The sequence below is a fragment of the Flavobacterium sp. 3HN19-14 genome, from assembly GCF_051373205.1.
Classification (GTDB): Bacteria; Bacteroidota; Bacteroidia; order Flavobacteriales; family Flavobacteriaceae; genus Flavobacterium.
The window spans coordinates 2,926,362-2,946,836 of sequence record NZ_JBPPZT010000001.1 but is presented as its reverse complement, the minus strand read 5'-3'; the positions used below and the strand labels follow the sequence as shown (position 1 = coordinate 2,946,836).

Here is a 20,475-nt window from a genome sequence, read left to right as displayed (position 1 = left end):
GTCTGAGGATTATTTTGAGTACGTTACAGTCAACTCAACCCGCTCTGAACAATCGCTGCCCTCTGCATAATTGTGAGTGGTTTTCACATTTTTTAAGTCCATGCCCATATTATTGAGGTAATTGAGTACTTCAAGTGACATCGCAACGCCTTTGCCCGTACCTTTTCCGGAACCGGTATTTTTAGAATAAGTCACAATTTGGGTAGTGATTTTTGTCCCATCTTTGGCACGTATGGCGCCGATTTTTCCGAGAAGCAATTCTGAACCGGCAACCATCTTATTGTCATTGCTAAAATAAATGGTATAAATGTTATTGGATTTGTAAGATGTGCACGTCGCGTCATCTGCCCTTACATAAATATCGATGTCGCCTTTCCTGGATTTATTATCACTAAATGAAGGCATGAGCGATTCAGAATGCGTGTTCCCATTCATGTCTTTATAACTGATTTTACCAAGCCCGGATGCAATTTGTTTGGCCAGTGCTGCATCCGAAATGTCATAATAAACCACGCCATAATAATAACGCCTGTCGGTTTCACCATAAGATAAGGCTGCAGCATAATTGTCTTTTTCGATGATTTTAGACAATTTTGCTTTAACATCCGCCTGAACCGATTTTAAATTGTTTGTCAATTTGCCATTGGTCAGTATTTTTATTTTGTAGCTGTCTGATGTTACCCACAATTCAATCGGTTGTTGGCTTGAATTAGCAATTTTGTATGCAACGGCACGAATATCTTTCTTAAAATAAGCCGAAGCAATTTTGGCAAGCGCCGCCGCATTTTCACGATCTGCGGCATTAAAATATTTGACTACATTACCGTCTTTACTTTCCTTAAGTTCAATGCCTTTGCTGTCAAATTTACCTTCCTTGAGTAAATTAGCCCTGAATGCTTCGGTACTGGTTTTCATATTGGCCGGGAAATACTGGATGCTCACAAGCCCTGAAGAAAAGTACTGATAGCTTACACCTTTGACAAAAATTTTAATACTGCCATTGCTTTTTTCCGGCAGGCTCATTTCGTATTTCTTTACTTTGAAATCTGCACCGGTTATTGCTAACAATGCTTTTGCAGTTTTGAGTTGTTGTGGCGTATAATAATGAATTTCATTGTTGCCGTTAAAAGGCGCCATCACACTTTTACTCACATAATGTCCGGCCGACTGCAGGTTTTTAATCAATTCGGATATGCGTTCTTTCTGGCTTTCATTTTCATATTGGATACTTAAGGTGTCGAGATAGGTAACGGCCTTCTCATTAGCAGGATCCTTCATGTGCGGACACACAAGCGACACCTTATAATTTTTCCCCGCATGCAGCACGAACGATCCGCTAAATTCATTTTTGCCGTTGCTTATCGTGACGTCATAATCTTTTCCGGCCTTGAGTATTGCCGTAGCCGCACGGATGATCTGGCCGTTTCCGCTTTTAAACACGACTGGCTGTGAATGCGCAGCATTTGTAAATGTCCAGGTCAGTTCATCCTTCGACGTCAGGCAATTTGCGGTTTCCAGCTTGAAGTCAAAGGTTGATTGGTTCGGAATGGTTTCATAAAAATAATCCAGCCACGTGAAATTTCTGCTGATAAGATTTGCAATTGGCCAGCAAATCAGCCCAAAGAGTATAGTGGTAAGAATAGCCGGAAAAATCAATCTCCTGTAGAATTTTTTCAGCTCTTCTTTTGATGCTGCACTGACATTTTTCTCTTCATAATCATCAATGTAAGAATTCGCGCCCTGATTGGCTTCGATTGGGGTATTCCAGTTTTTATCTTTATTGTCGAGGTAAATTTTCAACGCATTATCGTTAATATTACCGGTTTTGTATAATGCAATGAACTTTTGAGCGTCGGCAGCAATTGCCGGAGTATGGTATTGCGGATTGCCCGAACCCGATAAGACAAAGCTATTCGTGAATTTTTGAATCTGCTTTTCCTCATACGAAAAACTGTTCTCTGCCATTCCGGCGAGGTCGTCATTAATAAGCGAAAGCAATAAGGCCCGTGCTTTTATCTCAATTTCTCCGTCTAGCGCTTTGAGCATGGAAAGTCGTATGTCAACAGGAAATGCCGCCTCTTTAACCCAACTGATGCGTGCCAGTTTCAACAAGTTCGGATAGTTAAGTGCTTCCGGAAACAATGCATCGCCAAAGGCAATAATCAATTCCCAGTATAGCTTCGGATAAACCGCCAGCGCGCAAAGCCATTGGAATAAAACCGGATCGTCAAGGTATTTTTCCACTTCCGTGAGATTCCTGAAATCGTATTCCGTTGAAGAATTGTGGTCATAATTGTACAACGCCGTTTCATCATTCAGAATCCGCACAATATCCAGCAAACCCCTGATTCCCGCCGGAACCATTGCAATCTCCCGTAACAGTATTTTTTCTTCTGCCGACCAATCAGAATACGGAATAGGCGTAATTAGGATTTTATTCTGCCATTCTGAAAGCTTTTCCGAAAAATCAACATCGACTTTACTCGTCCTGAAATTGATGAATAAATGTCCGTCTCCGAAAATAATCAGCGAGTTCTGACGGCTGTAATTGGTAATATCTGCGAACGAAACAACTTCGTTATTGCGGTCGGTAATCGTAAAATTATCGCTGTAAGTATAGTAATCTATCGGAAGGTTGTTGTTATAAAGATTCTGCACCAGATAGTCAAAAAGGCGAAATTGCGTATCGCGGCGGTTTTTCCTGCTCACCAGAATGATATACCTTTTTTGCTTGATTTTCCGTTGTCTTACAGGCGTAATGATTCCGATATTATTCGCAGTTTTATTAATCGTTGCCGGAATGTTGATTTCGTACCGGTCAGTCTGAATATTCTGGATCAGGCCTTTGTTCATATTGTACAGGAATGCATCTTTTCTAATCAGCCGGTTTTTGTCTTTCCATTCGACGTCAGCCGGCATCACGCAGCCACCGAAAGTTTCTTTTATTTCTTTGGTGAGTAAATTATGCTTTTCGCCAGCCTGTTTTTTCGCATCGCTTTTATTGAGGAGATTTTTTCTGGTACCAAAATAGGTATTGATCCATAAAAGCAATGCCAATAGTAAAAATGCCAGAATAGCCTGTGGTTGCTTCATTTTTTTGTAAGACGGAGGCAAATTTCCCGAATCTGCATCCACCGTAAGTGTCGGTTTTGGAACGACCTTTATGCTTATCGGTTTTGACCAGTCGAATGACGCGGTGTCTTCAGGCTGCTTTTCAAATCTTTTGCGCACATGCCCTTTAAAGGTGTAAGTGCCGACTTTTTTCGGTAAAAAATATACCGACTCGGCATTGGCCAACATGCTGTCTTTATTGTTTGTTTTTATGTAAATGAAAGCGCTGTCGCGAAAGGCAACATTAGTGTAAATCGCGGCTTTGACCGAATCACCAAGCACGATATCTGCAGGTGTTGTGCTGCCATTTACCGTAAAATGCAGTTTCGGACGGCTGAGAAAATTGCCTTCGAAAACGGTGTCAATTTCATATTCCGGCGATTTGACGCTGACTTTGTAAAAATGCCTTCTGAGGTCGATGAAATTATGGCTGAACGCTATCGAGTCACTTTTAAGCGAATCATCCACAGTCCAGTCGACAGCAAGTTTGTCTTTATCGATATGCTTGTTGTTTTCAAGAAATCTTTCAAGACTCAGGCGATGCGACAACCGAATATCGGTATCCTCGAGCCGTTTCACTTCAGCGGTTACGGAATAATCAATTGGAATGCTTTCAGGAACATTATCATCATTGCTGTAAAGTATAAAAAAGGCGATGATCAGTAAAATTCCTGCGGCTGGCAATAACCATTTCCATAAAGTATTAGTAGACTTTAGATTGATGACGTCTTTACGCAGAAATTTTTCCAGCACTTCATCATAGATCACATAAAAATCCTGTTGTTCAGACGGGTTGATGCACACCAATGAAGCCAATCGGAACTTTAAAGCGTCATAATCGCCCTCAAATTCAGGCAGCAGCAACATGGCGTCATTAAAATCTTCAATTGTCAGGCTGAATCCCCTGCTTTTAAGCTGGTGGAACAGTTGCCCTGAAAACTGGTATATTTCGTTTGGTGACGCCACTTTATCAGATTATGCTTTGGCGAGGTCTTCTTTTCTTTTCAGCAGCGTGCCGATAAAAGGATGGTTTTTATGGATGCTTGTCGAGATGATAGCATTGTCAAGGGTTTCATAATTGCGCACACAATAAAAGAAATCCAGTATATTTCTGAAGTCGACGGTTTTTTGATGATGCCGGTGTTGTTGCGCTGCTTGATGATTTCATCGATTCGTCCGATGATCTGCTTCAGGTCGGCGTTATTGGTTTCACGCGAAAGCTCTGCAAGGCTGATGCCTTTTATTTCTGCCGAATAATCCGGAAAATGTTTCAGGCAGACGATTTTAAGCAATTCGACTTCATTCGGGAAATCAATATTAAAATAAACGCAGCGTCTCAGGAACGGCTCCGGCAGGTTTTTTTCGAAATTACTGGTGATGATGACCAGGATTTTTTCTCTTTCTTTCAACGCAAATTCGACATTGATTTCCTTAATCTTGAATTTAAAACCTTCGTCGATTTCATTCAGCACGTCATTCGGGAAATCCCGTGGCGCTTTATCAATTTCATCAATCAGCACAATAGAATTCTCGGCATTTTCATCAACACGTGAAATAAATGCATCGACAAAAGCTTTCCTTTGCACGTCATTATCAAGCAATCTGTAATAGTCAGAATTTTCAAGTATTTCACTTACGCCTTTTGCGCCAAGGGCATTGCAGATCGCCAATCCGAGTGATTTCAGGTAAATGAAAGCTGATATCGGCTTACCTTCATTAAGCTGCCGCGATGCGAAATAAGCAATCGAATCGAAGTCGTAAAACAAATCCTGCGATACCGATGTCGATTTGGTGTAGAATTTTTCAATCTCCGAATATTGAATGCGGCCGTTGGCGTCTTCGCGGATGTAATCTGCAAACTTTGTCTTCCCGGTTCCCGGTTCGCCTGTTAAAAGCAATGGACGGTTCAGCATTTGTGCGACATGCAGCGCCTGAAGCAAACTCGATGATGGAATATAAGTGCTCATATTTTATATTTTAAATTTAAATTCCTCAATCACTTGTTGGTACGTATAAGTGGTGTTTGGATTGTATTGGTTCAGTTGGTCAATTATGATGGTTTTTTCGTTTGGGAAATCGTTGAAATTACTGTCGACCCATTCTTTTAGCGATGTAAGATTGACGCGTTCGAGTTTTTGCAAATTCAGCACTTCAATCTTCGGAATGCTGTCATCCGCAGGTTCCATAAACTGGAATTGGCTGATGATTTGCTCCATATCGTCTGTAGTAATTTTTTCTTCATACAAAACCACAATGATCACATAAATCTTGTCGCGGCGGTCGTTGGCATAAAATTTCGACTGCATTTCGTTGATATACGTCGTAATGAGTTTTATCCACGAAGCGAGTTGTTCGGGCGTTTGATTTGCGGCGACTTCAAATTCGATGATTTTCTGCCCGTCGACGAATTTCTTGTCCTTTACGATATCATCGAATGTCCAGATGTTTTCATCTTTTTCGCTCAGGAAATAATCAGTCGTATCGTAAATCAGGTTGTCGAGATTTTTCTGCTCATCAAGGCTGTTGTATTGGTTGACGATTTTCTGCTTGTTGTACAGTTTGTCTTTTTGGAGTTTCGTCAGCCAGATTTTCTGCGAGTAATATTCGGGTTTATCTTCTGTTTTCGTAAAAATAAACGTCGGCACGACTGACCGTTCTGACACGTTGTTGCGGATTGTTGAAATTCAGGTATAACTCATCCTGTAAATTCCGATTGATCGTATATTTTATAGTAGGCGAGAGGTCGATTTTTTCCTTGATGAGCCTTTTGTGGAAGTCGATGTAAAGTGCACTTAAAAATTCATCAAAAACATCATCAATTGAATCGAACTTTCGCGCTTTCAGCATTTTTTGCTGTGCCCGTTTTTTAAAATCAAGCAGTTTTTGCCTTTTTGAAACATCGGCATCGCGGTAATTCGACTGAAAATCATCACCTGCAAAAATCAGGAATACCGTTGAAATATTGGCTTCCATCGCTGCATCAAACTCATGTTCGGTGTACGATTGCATCTTGCCGTTGACTTCAGTCTCGGAGCCATAACGGTCGCCGATGATAAGAATGTAAATGTCGCTTCGCTTCACTTCATCCATGCAAAGCTGCACCGGCGAAGTATTGTCGCCATTGCTGCGCATGCTCTCCATGATCCAGTTGAGGCCGTACCATTTGTAAAGGTCTTTGTTGAGCAAGTCGATGAACTTCTGCCTGATATCTGCATAATCGATAAAAGTGGAGGATATGTAGACCTTTCTCTCAGGCATCGCTTCGATTTTAGTTATTGCCCGTTGGTATTTTCAGGAGTTGGTGGCGTATTGTCAACACTATTTGAAGTAGTGTCGGTTTTCTGGTCTCTCATTGAATTGAGCCATTGCTGGTTTTCGCTTTGCAAATAACCTTCGATTGTTTCAACAAACAACTTGTTCCGGATTGGCAGCATCTGTATATTTTCCGGCACCAGCGAGGAAGATATTTTTCTCGCTTTTGAGGATTTCACTCATATTGCGATACTTCGTCCAGTTGTCTTTAAAATTGAAAATGGTGCTGATGTTGGCCAAAACTGCCATTGCGACCGATAAAATTGCAATTAAGGTTTTAAAAACTTCGTCACCAATATAAGCCGTAAGCGCCGGAATAACCGCGGCAATAATGGTCAAGGCAACTTTAGTTCTGGTATAATTGGTCTTGTTGCTGCGGCTTTTGGCACTGTACCAACTGGTTTGCCCATCGACGCGTTCTGTGATGTACTGTTGAATATCCACTTTGTATGTTATTGGTTGTTAGGGTAAAACTACATTTTTTTTGGAAATCATTACCATTTCGGCTTGAAAATTCGAATGCATACGATTCCATCGTAAAACTAAAACATCAGTTTCGACTGATTACAGGTATTTTTACCTGATTTTGGGGTAATTTTTTGGATGAACGATTTTCAATTTTCAACTACAACGTTTTCTAAATTAAGATTGCCTTAAGATTTGTTAATTTTTAGTTACAAAACGCCTGATAACGCCATTTCTTTATTTAATTTTGACCGCAAATGAGAGCCATTTACTTTTTCATATCGCTGTTTTTTTTACTGTTGGGCAACGGAGCAGATGCTTACGCCGGCGTGCAGCATCATGGTTTTCATAAAACAGTAAAGCATGTCGTTGGAAAAAATCAGCACGGCAAACTCATCGACAAAAATCAGGACAACAATATCATCGAAGATACTGACGTTGACCTGGAAGAAGAGTTTGGTGCAGATAGTGTAAAAGACAACAGCGGCAGTAAATTCTTCATAGAAAAATTCAGCGCAACTCAGGCGCAATCCGGGATAAATTCCTGTTATACATCCTTCACAAAATTTAAAAACTTTCCGGCCGTCATCGGCTATTCTTCTCCGATTTACATCGTACATCGGGTTTTACGAATTTGATTATTAGTATTTGGTGAACACTGATTACCGATCACTGATCACCGAACACTTTACACAATCACATTCTAAAAAATCCACATTTGTTACTATGAAAAATCTATTCACGGGTTTAATCGCCCTGTTGTGCCTTGCAAGCTGCACGACTAAAAAAATTGAAAAGAAGAAGCCGGAAAATTCAGTGTCACCAATCCAATAGCAATTGACACTTCATTTACCAAAGAATACGTGTCGCAGATTAAATCTGTGCGCAATGTTGAAATCCGCGCCCAGGAAAAGGGTATCTCCAGAATATTTATGTCGATGAAGGGCAATACGTTCAGGCCGGACAAGTATTATTCCGCATCATGCCGACCTTGTACCAGGCAGAATTGCAGAAAGCAGAATCTGAAGCCAAAGCCGCTTCAATCGAATTCCAGAATGCAAAAATGTTAGCCGATAAAAATGTCGTTTCCAAAAACGAGCAGGCGATGGCACAAGCGAAATTAGAACAGGCGAAAGCTGAGGTTTCCTTGGCGAAATTACACCTTTCGTTTACTGAAATCCGCGCCCCGTTTTCAGGAACAATCGACCGTATTCCTTTAAAATTAGGAAGTTTAATCGATGAAGGCGAATTGCTGACAAGCCTTTCAGACAACACCCGCATGTTTGCTTATTTCAACGTTTCCGAACCGGAATACATCACTTATCAGACCGATGTAAAAGACCGCGGCAATAGTGAAGTAGGTTTATTATTGGCCAATGGTGAGCCTTTGAAATACAAAGGAAAAGTGGAAGTCATCGAAAGCGAATTCGACAACGAAACCGGAAATATAGCATTCCGGGCAGGTTTCCCGAATCCCGATAAACTACTAAGAAACGGCGAAACCGGAAAAGTCTTAATGACAATCCCGATGAAGAAAGCACTAATCATCCCGCAAAAAGCGACCTATGAAATCCAGGACAAAATGTATGTTTTTGTGGTGGATAAAAACAATGTCGTCAAATCAAAAGAAATCACGATCAAAGGTGAAATTCCCGACTTATATATTGTCAACAGCGGCATCGACGTAAACGACAAAATCCTTCTTGAAGGCGTACAGACTGTCAAAGACGATGACAAAATCCAGTATGCTTACCAGAAACCGCAGGATGTCATCGCTAACCTGAGACTCAAAGCAGAGTAATCCGTAACCCTTAAAAATTTAAAGCCATGTTTAATAAATTTATACAGCGGCCGGTTTTATCTATCGTGATATCACTGATCATTGTTTTTTTGGGTGTGATTGCACTCATACAACTGCCCGTTACGCAATTCCCGTCGATTTCTCCGCCAAAAGTTAACGTTACCGCTGAATATCCGGGCGCTAATAACGAGTTGATGATTAAATCGGTCATCATTCCGCTCGAAAGAGCGCTCAACGGTGTTCCCGGAATGAAATACATCACTTCCGACGCCGGTAACGACGGTGAAGCGTCGATCCAGGTGATCTTCAACTTCAGGAACCGACCCGAACCAGGCGTCTTTGAACGTGCAGAACCGTGTGGCTTCTGTAGTGAATAAACTCCCGCCAATCGTTGTGCGCGAAGGCGTAAAGATCACGCGTGAAGAATCGAACATGCTTTTGTATGTGAATCTTTTCAGTACCGATCCGCACACCGACCAGAAATTCCTCTTCAACTTTGCCGATATTAATTTATTGTCTGAATTGAAAAGGGTTGATGGCGTAGGAAATGCCGATATCCTCGGAAACCGTGAATATGCGATGCGTATCTGGCTGAAACCTGACCGCATGCTGGCCTACAAAATTTCTGCCGATGAGGTAATGGAAGCACTGAGCCAGCAAAGTCTCGAGGCTTCTCCGGGAAAAACCGGTGAAAGTTCAGGAAAACGTTCTGAAACTTTCGAGTATATCCTGAAATATCCGGGAAGGTTTACTACAAAAGAACAATACGGAAATATTGTCATCAAAGCGAGCCCGAACGGTGAAATCCTTCGTTTGAAAGACGTAGCAAATGTCGAATTCGGGAGTTCGATGTACGATATTTATTCGAACCTGAACGGACGCCCTTCTGCGGCGATCGTTTTGAAACAATCATATGGCAGTAACGCCAGCCAGGTAATTAAGGATGTAAAAGCGAAACTCGCCGAGATCAAAGCCAGTTCTTTCCCCAAAGGAATGGATTATGAAATCAGTTACGACGTTTCGAAATTCCTTGACGCTTCCATCGAAAAGGTGCTCCACACTTTGATCGAGGCGTTTATCCTGTTGGATTGGTGGTGTTTTTATTCCTCGGCGACTGGCGCTCGACGCTGATTCCGGCCATTGCGGTTCCGGTTTCGCTTGTCGGAACATTTATGTTCATGTCTTACTTCGGAATTACATTAAATTTAATCACATTATTCGCATTGGTATTGGCGATTGGTATCGTGGTTGACAACGCAATTGTTGTCATCGAGGCCTGCCCACGCCAATATGGAGACGAAGCATCTCGGGCCGATAAAAGCCACCAAAGCGGCAATGCAGGAAGTAAGCGGCGCGATTATCGCAATCACGTTCGTAATGGCGGCGGTATTTATTCCGGTGGCATTCATGTCGGGTCCGGTTGGAATTTTCTACAGGCAGTTTTCGATTACAATGGCAACTTCCATCATTCTTTCGGGATTGGTAGCTTTGACATTAACGCCGGCATTGTGCGCGATGATGCTTAAAAATACGCACGGAAAACCGAGAAAGAAAACGCCTTTAAACAGGTTATTAGATGGCTTTAATAATTGGTTCAACGGATTGACCGGAAAATACACGAATTTCCTGACCAAAATCGTAAGCAAAAGATTGATCACATTCGCAATGCTGATTGGTTTCTGCGTTGGAATCTTTTTCTTAACAATTCGCTTCCGACAGGATTTATCCCGAATGAAGACCAGGGAATGTTCTATGCCGTAATCCAGACACCGCCGGGTTCTACACTCGAAAGAACGAACCAGATTGCCGAAAAATTACAGAAAATTGCAGAGAAATTACCTGATGTAAAATCGGTTTCTTCGTTGGCGGGTTACGAAATCCTGACTGAAGGAACGGGTTCAAACTCAGGAACCTGTCTCATCAACCTGAAAAGCTGGGATGAGCGTTCACACACCGCACAGGAAGTAATCGACGAACTTGAAGCCAAATCGAAAGACATCACCGGTGCGACCATCGAATTCTTCCAGCCACCTGCCGTTCCCGGTTATGGTGCCGCGGGCGGATTCGAATTGCGTTTGCTCGACAAAGCCGGTTCCGGTGATTATAAAAAGATGGAAACTGTCGGGAATGATTTCGTAAAAGAACTCAACAAACGCCCGGAATTATCTTCGGTATTTACATTCTACAGCGCAAGTTTCCCGCAATATATGCTGCATATCGACAATGATCTGGCGCAACAAAAAGGCGTGACGATTGAAAATGCGACGAATACTTTGGCGACGCTAGTCGGTAGTAATTACGAAATCAGTTTTATCAAATATGACAGGCAGTATAAGGTAATGGTGCAGGCTTCTCCGGAATACCGTGCGCTTCCTGAAGATATTTTGAAATTATATGTGAAAAACGACCGCGATGAAATGGTGCCTTTCTCTGCTTTCATGACAATGGAAAAAGTTTACGGATTATCTGAAATTACACGCCATAACATGTACAATTCTGCCGAAATCAGCGGTCAGGCCGCACCGGGCTACAGCAGCAGCCAGGCCATTGCGGCAATCAATGAAGTCGCCGAAAAGAAATTGCCTAGAGGCTTCGGAATCGACTGGGCGGGTATTTCCAAAGATGAGGTAAGCCGTGGTAACGAGGCGATTTACATCTTTATTATCTGTCTCGCGTTCGTTTATTTGATTCTGGCGGCACAATATGAAAGTTTCATCCTTCCGTTTACGGTCATCCTGTCGCTTGTCGCGGGAATTTTTGGGGCGTATTTAATGCTGATGATCTGCGGCCTCGAAAACAACATCTACGCTCAGGTCGCGATGGTAATGCTTATCGGATTGCTCGGTAAGAATGCGGTATTGATTGTTGAATTTGCCGTACAGCGGCATGCCAACGGCGATTCTGTTTTCAAATCTGCGATTGAAGGTTCTGTCGCGCGTTTCCGTCCGATTTTGATGACGTCGTTTGCATTCGTTGCCGGATTGATTCCGCTGGTATTTGTATCTGGGCAGGGTAAAGTCGGTAACCGCACGATTGGTTCTGCCGCTTTCGGCGGAATGCTCATCGGTACGATTTTCGGGGTAATTATCATTCCGGGACTGTACTATATTTTCGCGACCATTTCCGAAAAAACGAAATTCGTTAAGAAGAAGAAGAAAATCCGTTAACCGAAGAAATCCAATAACATGTATAAATTCAAATCATATTATCTTATTCCGCTGGGCTTGTGCCTGGCGGTGATAAGCTGTAAAGCGCCTGCGATTGCAACGCAAAATGACAAAGCGCCGGTTCCTGAAGCTTATGTTTCAGGAAAGGATACAACGAATATGGCGACTCGTTCAATGGCGAAAATTCTTCAAAGACCAGAACCTTGTTGACCTGATTGACATTGCCCTGAAAAACAACCAGGAACTCAACATCACTTTGCAGGAAATCGAAATCGCTAAAAACGACATCCGTGTCAGAAAAGGCGCTTTATTGCCGACAGTCGGTGTAAGGGCAGGGCCGGAGTAGAGAAAGTAGGCCGTTATACAAGTCAGGGTGCAGGCGACGCTTCGACAGAAATTGCGCCAGGCACAGAAGTCCCGGATCCGTTAACAGACTTAACACTTGCCGCTTATGCCAATTGGGAAGTTGATGTTTGGAAAAAACTCCGCAATTCTAAAAAAGCCGCGGTAAGTAGATATTTGTCAACTATCGAAGGTAAGAATTTCGTCACTACAAATCTTATTAGTGAAATCGCCGATAATTATTACGAATTATTGTCGCTTGACAGCCAACTCGAAATTGTAAGACAGAATATCGGTTTGCAAAACAATGCGCTTGACATTGTAAAAGTGCAGAAGAAGCCGCGCGTACCACGGAACTTGCGGTGCAGAAATTCCAGGCGGAAGTATCGGCTTCGAAAAGTATGGAGTTCGACATCTTACAACAGATAAAAGAAACGGAAAACCGCATCAATTTCTTACTGGGCTGTTATCCGCAGGAAATCAAACGGGATAAAACCAATTTTATGACGTTATTGCCTGCCGAAGTCAACTCGGGGATACCCGCACAATTGCTCGATAATCGTCCGGATATCAAACAGGCAGAATTGGAATTGGCAACTGCAAAATTGGACGTAAAAGTGGCGCGTGCTGAATTTTATCCATCGCTTGACATTTCGGCAGCGGTAGGATTACAGGCATTCAAACCTTCTTATTTCCTGAAATTCCCGGAATCGGTTTTGTATTCGCTTGTCGGAGATGTTGCCGCGCCGTTGATCAACAGAAATGCGATCAAGGCAGAATTCAATAGCGCCAATTCAAGGCAATTACAGGCACTATACAATTACCAGCGCACGGTTTTGAATGCTTATCTGGAAGTGTCTAATCAGCTTTCGAAAATCGAGAATCTTGGCAAAAGTTATGCGTTGAAATCACAGCAAGTGGCTTCTTTGAATTCTTCGATAGATATTGCCAACGATTTATTCAAATCGGCACGCGCCGATTACTTTGAAGTACTGATGACGCAACGCGATGCACTCGAATCAAAATTAGAATTGATTGAAACGAAAAAGAACAGCTTAACGCTGCAGTGCACGTTTATCGTGACTTAGGCGGTGGCTGGAAATAAATTAGATTTTGGATTGTGATTGTTGAGAAGCCGGTGATTTAATTGCCGGCTTTTCTTTTTATTAAAGATCAATTGTAGTATCCAGCCCCTCGACTGCGCTCGGGGTGACAAAATTCGGTCGCCGAAAATACTTACATTTAGTAGCAGGATCTGTCACCCCGAGCGCAGTCGAGGGCCATTATAGAAAGAAGTTTAATTGCAGCAAAATCTGTCACCTTGGGAGAAGTCTGGGAACTATATAATTTTATTTTTCCGGTTTATAATTCGAATGTGTCGCATTTCTACATTCTGCCAGTGTCTGTATCAGATCAAAATCTCCTTTTACAAGCGCTTCCTTCTTTAATTTTGACCAATTTTTTAATTTCTTTTCAAAGTAAATCGCTTGTTCCGGATCGGTGAAGTCTTGGTAGAATACTAAATGTACGGGTCTTCGCGAATGCGTATAAGCATCTTGGTACTTTCCTGCATTGTGCTCGATAATTCTTCTTTCTAAGTTGCTGGTGATTCCGGTGTATAATGAGTTGTCCTTACATCTTAAAATGTATACGTAGTAAAATTTCATCTGGTTGGCGTTTATTTTATTATTCAAATGTAATAATTAAAAGCCCCTCGACTGCGCTCGGGGTGACAAAATGAGGTCGCGAGCATACTTGCAATTAGTTGCAATATCTGTCACCCCGAGCGCAGTCGAGGGCCACTGTAGATAAAACGTCTAATTTGGTAGTAGAACTGTCACACCGAGCGCTTCCGAAGAGTCGGGAGGGGAGCTTCTCAGATATAATTTTTTTTTCAAAATCAAATCCATCTTCCTTAAAATTTCGTAACTAAGTCGGAACGACTTAAAGTCAAAATCACCAGACCAGTTGAAGATTTTCCCTGAATTTTTATCGACTGGTAATGTTATCTTTGTAACTTTAAGCCGATTTTTAACCTAAAACAAATAATCCACACCCCCGGGATTCCACGATGAAATACATTTCAGGAAGAATGCTTCAGGTCTCAGAAAAGAAGCGTCTCAACATGAAAAATATCTTTTTATGGTTGCTGCTTGCAGTCGTAACACCTTCGTTTGCGCAAATTTCACAAGAGCGCCTGCACCATATCAGTACTGAAAATGGCCTCAGCAATACCACCATCAACTGCATCGCACAAGGCTATCGTGGATTTATGTATTTCGGCACACGTGACGGGCTCAATCGTTACGACGGTGTGAAAATGACTGTTTTCCGGAACGACCCCGAGAATCCTTACAGCATCAGCGATAATTTTATCCGTTGTATTTATGAATATAAAAACCATGAATTCTGGGTGGGAACTTCTTACGGGCTCAATCAATTTGACCGTGTTGCCAGCATGTTTAAGGTATACAGGCACAATCCGAAATATCAGAATAGTCTTGCATCGAATGTAATTACCGGCATCGCCCCTGCTGATGAAAATCATCTCTGGATTGGTACTTTAGACAGTGGACTTGATTATTTCGATACCAAATCGGCTGTTGCGAAGCATTTCAGGCATACTGTGCAGCATCCACAGACAATTAGTTCTGATTCCATCAATTGCCTGTTCAAAGATTCTAAAAACCGACTGTGGATTGGCACGCAAAATGGTATCGATATGATTGATGCGAAAGGCATGGTTATTAGCAGCAATGTTCTGAAAAACCACAATTCTGTTACCGCGATTACTGAAGATATATACGGAAATCTTTGGTTCGGTGTAGAAAATTACGGCCTCGTCAATTATAATGCTAATACCGGTAGTATATTGTCTGTCCAAACAGAAAAAACGGGCGCAAATAAAAATACCATACTGCATCTTTTCGCTGACAAAAAAGGCAACGTTTGGGCGGGTAAAGTCAACTATGGTTTAACACAAATTAATGTCAGAAACCAAAAGACTTTTAATTATCACCCGGATTTTGGCGTTTCAGGCGGATTGTCAAGTGCCACGGTTTCAGCGATTTTCGAAGACCGCCAGGGCAATTTATGGTTTGGCACGCACCGTGGCGGCGTCAATTTGTATGCTGCCGGAGCGGATAAATTTAAATTGTACCGCAAAACCGCCAATCCGAATTCACTTACCTATAACGATGTAAAAACTTTCTTCGAAGACAATGACGGCAGTATCTGGATTGGAACCGACGGCGGCGGCCTCAACCGCTTAAATCCTGAAACCGGAAATTTCACGCTTTATAAGAACCAGCCAGACAATCTGAAATCCATCACGTCAGACGCCATACAAACTGTTGCTGTCGATGCAGAAAATAATATTTGGGTGGGCACATGGGGCGGTGGCGTTGATTTATTTAATAGAAAAACGGGAATTTTCACGCATTTCCGTCACGATGCAAAAAAACCGGGAACGATAAGTTCTGACTTCCTGCAAAAATTATATCTCGATAAAAACGGCAATTTCTGGGCGGCTACCTATTACGGCGGGCTCAATTTATGGAATCCGAAGACCCAGACATTTTCGCGCGTTACTCAAAGTGCAGATAAAAAAACTTCCTTTTCGGGAAATAATGTTGTGTCAATCGGCGAAGATAAAAAAGGAAATCTGTGGTTCGGAACTGATGACGGCGGATTAAACCGATACGATGCCAATACGCACCAATTCGCACATTATTTCAACGCAACCGGGCAAAAATCTGATTCGCGTGTGCTTTTCACCGACAGTAAAGGACAGCTTTGGGTCGGTATGAAAGGGCTTTATTTATTCGATGAAACTAAAAATACGTTCTCACTTTTTACTAAAAATGGCGGCTTGGGTGTCAATTTCATCAAAGGAATTACGGAAGATAACAATCATTTCTTATGGATTTCAACTTCTTCCGGATTGGTAAAAATGAATCTGAAAGACAAATCTGTAAAAGTGTTCAATACATACGACGGCCTTCAGAATATGGAATTTGAAGCGAATTCCTATCTCAAAACCCGAAATGGCCAGATGTTTTTCGGTGGCATCAACGGCATGAATTCTTTTTATCCCGAAGATGTAAAAATCAACGATTTCGTACCGCCGGTTTTTATCACCGATTTCCAACTCTTCAACAAACACATTTTTCCGTCTGAAGCTGCTGATGCCGGACTTCACAAAGATATTTCCTATACTAAGGAAATCGACCTGAATTATAAGCAGTCGTCGGCCACTTTTAGTTTTGCAGCGCTCAATTACATCAATTCCCAAAACAACAAATACCGTTACCGCATGGAAGGTCTTGATCCTGAATGGTCGATTCCGGGTGAAGACCGCAAGGCGATTTACACCAATATTCCGCCCGGAGAATATACTTTTCGCGTACAGGCTTCCAATAATGACGGAAAATGGAACCTGGTTGGTGCCGCAATAAAAATCAACATTGCACCGCCATTCTGGAAAACCTGGTGGTTCAAATCAATCGTCACCTTTTTAATCCTGCTCGGGTTTTACATCTTCTATCGTCAACGACTCAATCGTGTAGAAAAACGCAATAACGAACTCGAAAGGCAAGTAAAGGAACGTACACAAGAACTGGCCGTTTATGCCGATTCGCTACAGGAACTCAATGTTGAACTGACTGAACAAAAAGAACACGAAGCCGAAGCGCGCGAAGAAGCCGAAAAAGCCAATCAGGCCAAAAGCATATTCCTTGCGACGATGAGCCACGAAATCCGCACGCCGCTTAACGGCGTTATCGGAATGGCATCGCTGCTTTCTGAAACGCAACTCGACAATGAACAGCATGAATACACCGATACCATTGTAAATTCCGGTGAAAGCCTTTTGATGGTCATCAACGATATCCTCGATTTTTCTAAAATTGAATCGGGAAATATGGACATTGAGCATGAAGATTTTGATTTGCGCCTGGCACTCGAAGAGGTGATGGATATTTTCACATCGCGCCTTGCCAAAATGCAAATTGATTTGGTGTATGAAATCGATAAAAACGTGCCGCAACACATCATCGGCGACAGCCTGCGACTCAAACAAGTGTTGATCAACCTTGTCGGAAATGCAATGAAATTCACATCTAAAGGCGAAATTTTCGTAAATGTTGCTGTAGAAAAACAAGTCGGAGACCACTACGAAATCCGATTCAACGTTCGCGATACCGGAATCGGAATTCCCGAAGAGAAACAAGGGCAGTTATTTCAGGCATTTTCACAAGTCGATTCTTCGACAAGCAGGAAATATGGCGGTACCGGACTCGGATTAGCGATTTGCACGCGACTTGTGGCACTGATGAACGGAACGATTTCGGTTGAAAGTACGGTTGGAGAAGGCTCCGAATTTTCATTCACTATAAAAACCCAATCGGGAAAAATCGCTGCAAAGCAAAATGAAACCTGCAATCTTTCAGCATTCAAAGGAAATAAGGTTTTGATTGCAGATGACAACGAGACCAACCGCCGGATTCTGCAGCGTCAGATGGAACAATGGGAATTGGAGCCGGTATTGGCCGCTTCAGGCAAGGAAGCCTTGGAAATTCTGGCCGGAAATAACGATTTCAGCTTGGTAATCACCGATATGGAAATGCCGGAAATGAGCGGTGTAAAACTCGCAAAAGCAATCAGGAAAACCAATGAAAGCCTGCCGATAATCATGTTGAGCTCTATTGGCGACGAAGCAGGAAAAAACATCCGGGATTGTTTACCGCCATCCTGACCAAACCGGTAAAACAGCACCTTTTGTGCAGCGGAATCCAGACGTCATTGAGCGGTGCACCATCTGAACCGCAGCAGGAAAAACCACAAAGCATGCTGTCTGATGCATTTGCACAAACTTATCCGTTGCGGATTATGGTGGCGGAAGACAACAAAATCAACCAGAAATTTATCGAGCATATCCTGAAGAAACTCGGTTATTCCATTGATATGGTGCATAATGGAATGGAAGTGCTGAATCTGATGGAAACCAATACTTATGACGTCTTGCTGATGGATGTCCAAATGCCCGAAATGGATGGTTTTGAAGCGACTTCCATCATCAGAAGCAGACCCGGCTACCAGCCGATAATTGTTGCGATGACTGCCAATGCGTTATCTGATGACAAAGACTTGTGTATACAAAATGGTATGGACGATTATCTCGGAAAGCCAATGAAAATTGAGGAAGTGATGAACCTGCTGGTCAAGCTTTCCAATCAATTGCGCAGTGATAATTCCTGATTTTTCAGATTTTGTCGATACATTACAGGTTTCCGTCGAATGTAAATCCTAATTCTGACTGAAGTGTTTATATTTGAATAGCAATATAAGCAACTGAATATGGAAAAATTACATTACGATTGGTCACGGAGAAGCTTCATCACCACAATGGCAACTGCCGGAATGGGATTCTTGATAGACCCGAAATTGTCATGGACTACAACCCAAACCGATCCAAAAGTAACCGCTCTCGTTGCTAAAATAATGGGCATCGACACGCACAACCACATTGATGTTCCGCTCAACGCAGCAGATTTACCGGTTACTGATCTCGATTTAAAAGGTGAAATGAAAAAATCAGGCTTATCAGCCATTTGTATGACATTTGCCGTTGATTACCAGGAACTCCGTAATCCGGGCGACGCTTATGAGCGCTTTCTGAACGGAATGACGGCTATAGATAAAGTCCTCGAAAATAATAATATGAAAAGGGCTTTTACAGTTGCCGATTTAAACAAAGCGCATCACGAAAAACAGCCAATCGTAATCCAATCTGTCGAAGGCGCGCATTTCCTGGAAGGTCATATCGACCGCCTCAAAATTGCCTATGACAGGGGTTTACGACATCTTGGATTGCTGCATGATCATGATGCTTCGGTACCTTTGGGCGATGTTTTTACCAATCCCGCGCAGTGGGGCGGACTCACAACTTTCGGTTCAGATGTCATCAAAGAATGCAACCGGCTTGGGATTTTGGCAGACCTTTCGCATGCCACTAATGAAACCGTAAACGCTGCATTAAAAATAGCGGAACATCCCGTGCTTGTTTCGCATACCGGCCTCGATACCCGATTGGGCAAAAATGAACAAATGGCCAAAATGATGCGACCAAGGCTCATCAGCAAGGAGCAGGCTAAAATTGTAGCAGAAACCGGCGGCGTTGTTGGCGTGTGGACACATCTGGCGGATTCTCCACAAGAATATGCCGAAAATATCCGGGCAATGGTTGACGTTATTGGCGCTGACCATGTGTGCATCGGTACCGATACGAAACTGGCTTCAAAAGGCGGGCGACCGGGGCAAGGCACCAACGAATCCTGGAAAGACCAAAACGACGGTTTCCTTTATGTCGTAGTCGAAGCAATGTTAAAGGCTGGTTTTTCCGAAAATGAAATCGCTAAAATCGGAGGCGGAAATTTCTGCAGGATTTTCGAGGCTGCGACCGCCGGGCATCAATAATAAAACAGGTATTTCTACGCGTTGCTGCTCCGAATGTATTAAGTAACTTTCGGCTTTCGATTAAACTTTCGACTACCATGGATAACTTAATACGCTCGATAAAATTCCCAATCACTTTTGATGTCAGCAAACTGCAAAACGACCTGGACAAAATCATAGGCGGTAATTGGATTGATCATTACAACACTTTCGTGTATTCAGGAAAATGGACTTCCATCGCACTTATGTCAAAGACAGGAAAATCTGATGTGATCAATGCCCATCTGGAAATGAATGAAGAACTTGTTCCCACTGAAATTTTAAATATCTGCAGTTATTTTCAGGAAATTCTTGATGGATTTTTATTCGAAAAGACTGCGGTACGTTTATTAAAACTTGATATTGGTGCAGTAGTAAATCCGCACAAGGATTTCTGCCTCGGTTATGAAGACGGCTATTTCAGGCTGCACATCCCAATAATTACGAACAGCGAAGTCGAATTCATTCTGGACGACAAACGCATCATCATGAATGAAGGCGAATGCTGGTATATCGACGCTAATTTCACACATTCAGTTGCCAATCGCGGGAAACAAGACCGCATCCACCTTGTTATTGACGGCGTCAGGAACGATTGGAGTGACGCGATGTTTTATAAAGAAGCTGCCAGAGAAAGATTTATAAAGCAGGAGCGCGTTATCGCTGAGCCGCAAACGGAACAAATTATTGCTGAATTGCTTAGAATGAACACGCCGGCCGCACAAAATATCCTGAAAGATTTAGGCTATTTTTCTAAAAAATAATTTTCAACTACTAAACTCC

At 42.5% G+C, this 20,475-nt stretch carries 12 protein-coding genes and 3 pseudogenes; 8 read left to right on the top strand and 7 right to left on the bottom strand.

Annotation, left to right across the window (positions count from 1 at the left end; genetic code table 11):
- Positions 1–9: 9 nt before the first annotated feature.
- The 6 genes from ACSLFW_RS15875 to ACSLFW_RS15850 are packed head-to-tail and all read right to left on the bottom strand — an operon-like array spanning position 10 to position 6,867.
- On the bottom strand, positions 10–4,077 hold the full coding sequence (locus ACSLFW_RS15875; RefSeq protein ID WP_436556570.1) for a hypothetical protein: 4,068 nt from the start codon (positions 4,075–4,077) through the stop codon (positions 10–12).
- Positions 4,078–4,115: 38 nt separating this feature from the next.
- Positions 4,116–5,078 carry an AAA family ATPase gene (locus ACSLFW_RS15870; RefSeq protein WP_436556569.1) on the bottom strand — a complete coding sequence of 321 codons (963 nt, stop codon included), beginning with the start codon at positions 5,076–5,078 and terminating at the stop codon, positions 4,116–4,118.
- 3 nt (positions 5,079–5,081) lie between these two features.
- A complete protein-coding gene (locus tag ACSLFW_RS15865) occupies positions 5,082–5,756 on the bottom strand; it encodes a hypothetical protein (protein WP_436556568.1) in 675 nt (224 codons plus the stop codon).
- Entirely contained in the window at positions 5,722–6,369 is a 648-nt protein-coding gene (locus tag ACSLFW_RS15860) for a DUF4062 domain-containing protein (protein ID WP_436556567.1), read from the bottom strand. Before ACSLFW_RS15860 ends, ACSLFW_RS15865 begins: the two co-directional genes overlap by 35 nt.
- 14 nt (positions 6,370–6,383) lie before the next feature.
- On the bottom strand, positions 6,384–6,524 hold the full coding sequence (locus ACSLFW_RS15855) for a hypothetical protein (protein WP_436556566.1): 141 nt from the start codon (positions 6,522–6,524) through the stop codon (positions 6,384–6,386).
- Positions 6,514–6,867 carry a DUF4231 domain-containing protein gene (locus ACSLFW_RS15850; RefSeq protein WP_436556565.1) on the bottom strand — a complete coding sequence of 118 codons (354 nt, stop codon included), beginning with the start codon at positions 6,865–6,867 and terminating at the stop codon, positions 6,514–6,516. The genes ACSLFW_RS15855 and ACSLFW_RS15850 overlap by 11 nt, the downstream gene beginning before the upstream one ends.
- A gap of 278 nt (positions 6,868–7,145) precedes the next feature.
- Between ACSLFW_RS15850 and ACSLFW_RS15845 the strand changes: the two genes are divergently transcribed.
- The 4 genes and pseudogenes from ACSLFW_RS15845 (at position 7,146) to ACSLFW_RS15830 (ending at position 13,303) form a co-directional block, all read left to right on the top strand.
- A complete protein-coding gene (locus ACSLFW_RS15845) occupies positions 7,146–7,526 on the top strand; it encodes a hypothetical protein (protein WP_436556564.1) in 381 nt (126 codons plus the stop codon).
- Positions 7,527–7,614: 88 nt separating this feature from the next.
- Positions 7,615–8,689: pseudogene (locus tag ACSLFW_RS15840) on the top strand (efflux RND transporter periplasmic adaptor subunit).
- Between the two features lie 26 nt (positions 8,690–8,715).
- Positions 8,716–11,873, top strand: a pseudogene (locus ACSLFW_RS15835) (efflux RND transporter permease subunit).
- Position 11,874: 1 nt separating this feature from the next.
- A pseudogene (locus tag ACSLFW_RS15830) lies at positions 11,875–13,303 on the top strand (TolC family protein).
- A gap of 244 nt (positions 13,304–13,547) precedes the next feature.
- Here the strand turns inward: ACSLFW_RS15830 and ACSLFW_RS15825 are convergent.
- A complete protein-coding gene (locus ACSLFW_RS15825; protein ID WP_436556563.1) occupies positions 13,548–13,865 on the bottom strand; it encodes a GIY-YIG nuclease family protein in 318 nt (105 codons plus the stop codon).
- Positions 13,866–14,323: 458 nt separating this feature from the next.
- Here ACSLFW_RS15825 and ACSLFW_RS15820 point away from each other — a divergent pair, with 458 nt between their 5' ends.
- The 4 genes from ACSLFW_RS15820 to ACSLFW_RS15805 all read left to right on the top strand — a co-directional run bounded on the left by ACSLFW_RS15820 (position 14,324) and on the right by ACSLFW_RS15805 (position 20,456).
- Entirely contained in the window at positions 14,324–17,953 is a 3,630-nt protein-coding gene (locus ACSLFW_RS15820; RefSeq protein WP_436556562.1) for a two-component regulator propeller domain-containing protein, read from the top strand.
- A complete protein-coding gene (locus ACSLFW_RS15815; RefSeq protein ID WP_436556561.1) occupies positions 17,935–18,456 on the top strand; it encodes a response regulator in 522 nt (173 codons plus the stop codon). The genes ACSLFW_RS15820 and ACSLFW_RS15815 overlap by 19 nt, the downstream gene beginning before the upstream one ends.
- A 99-nt stretch (positions 18,457–18,555) precedes the next feature.
- Positions 18,556–19,674: a dipeptidase gene (locus ACSLFW_RS15810; protein WP_436556560.1), complete on the top strand. Its 1,119-nt coding sequence runs from the start codon at positions 18,556–18,558 to the stop codon at positions 19,672–19,674.
- Between the two features lie 77 nt (positions 19,675–19,751).
- Entirely contained in the window at positions 19,752–20,456 is a 705-nt protein-coding gene (locus tag ACSLFW_RS15805; RefSeq protein ID WP_436556559.1) for an aspartyl/asparaginyl beta-hydroxylase domain-containing protein, read from the top strand.
- Positions 20,457–20,475: the final 19 nt, after the last annotated feature.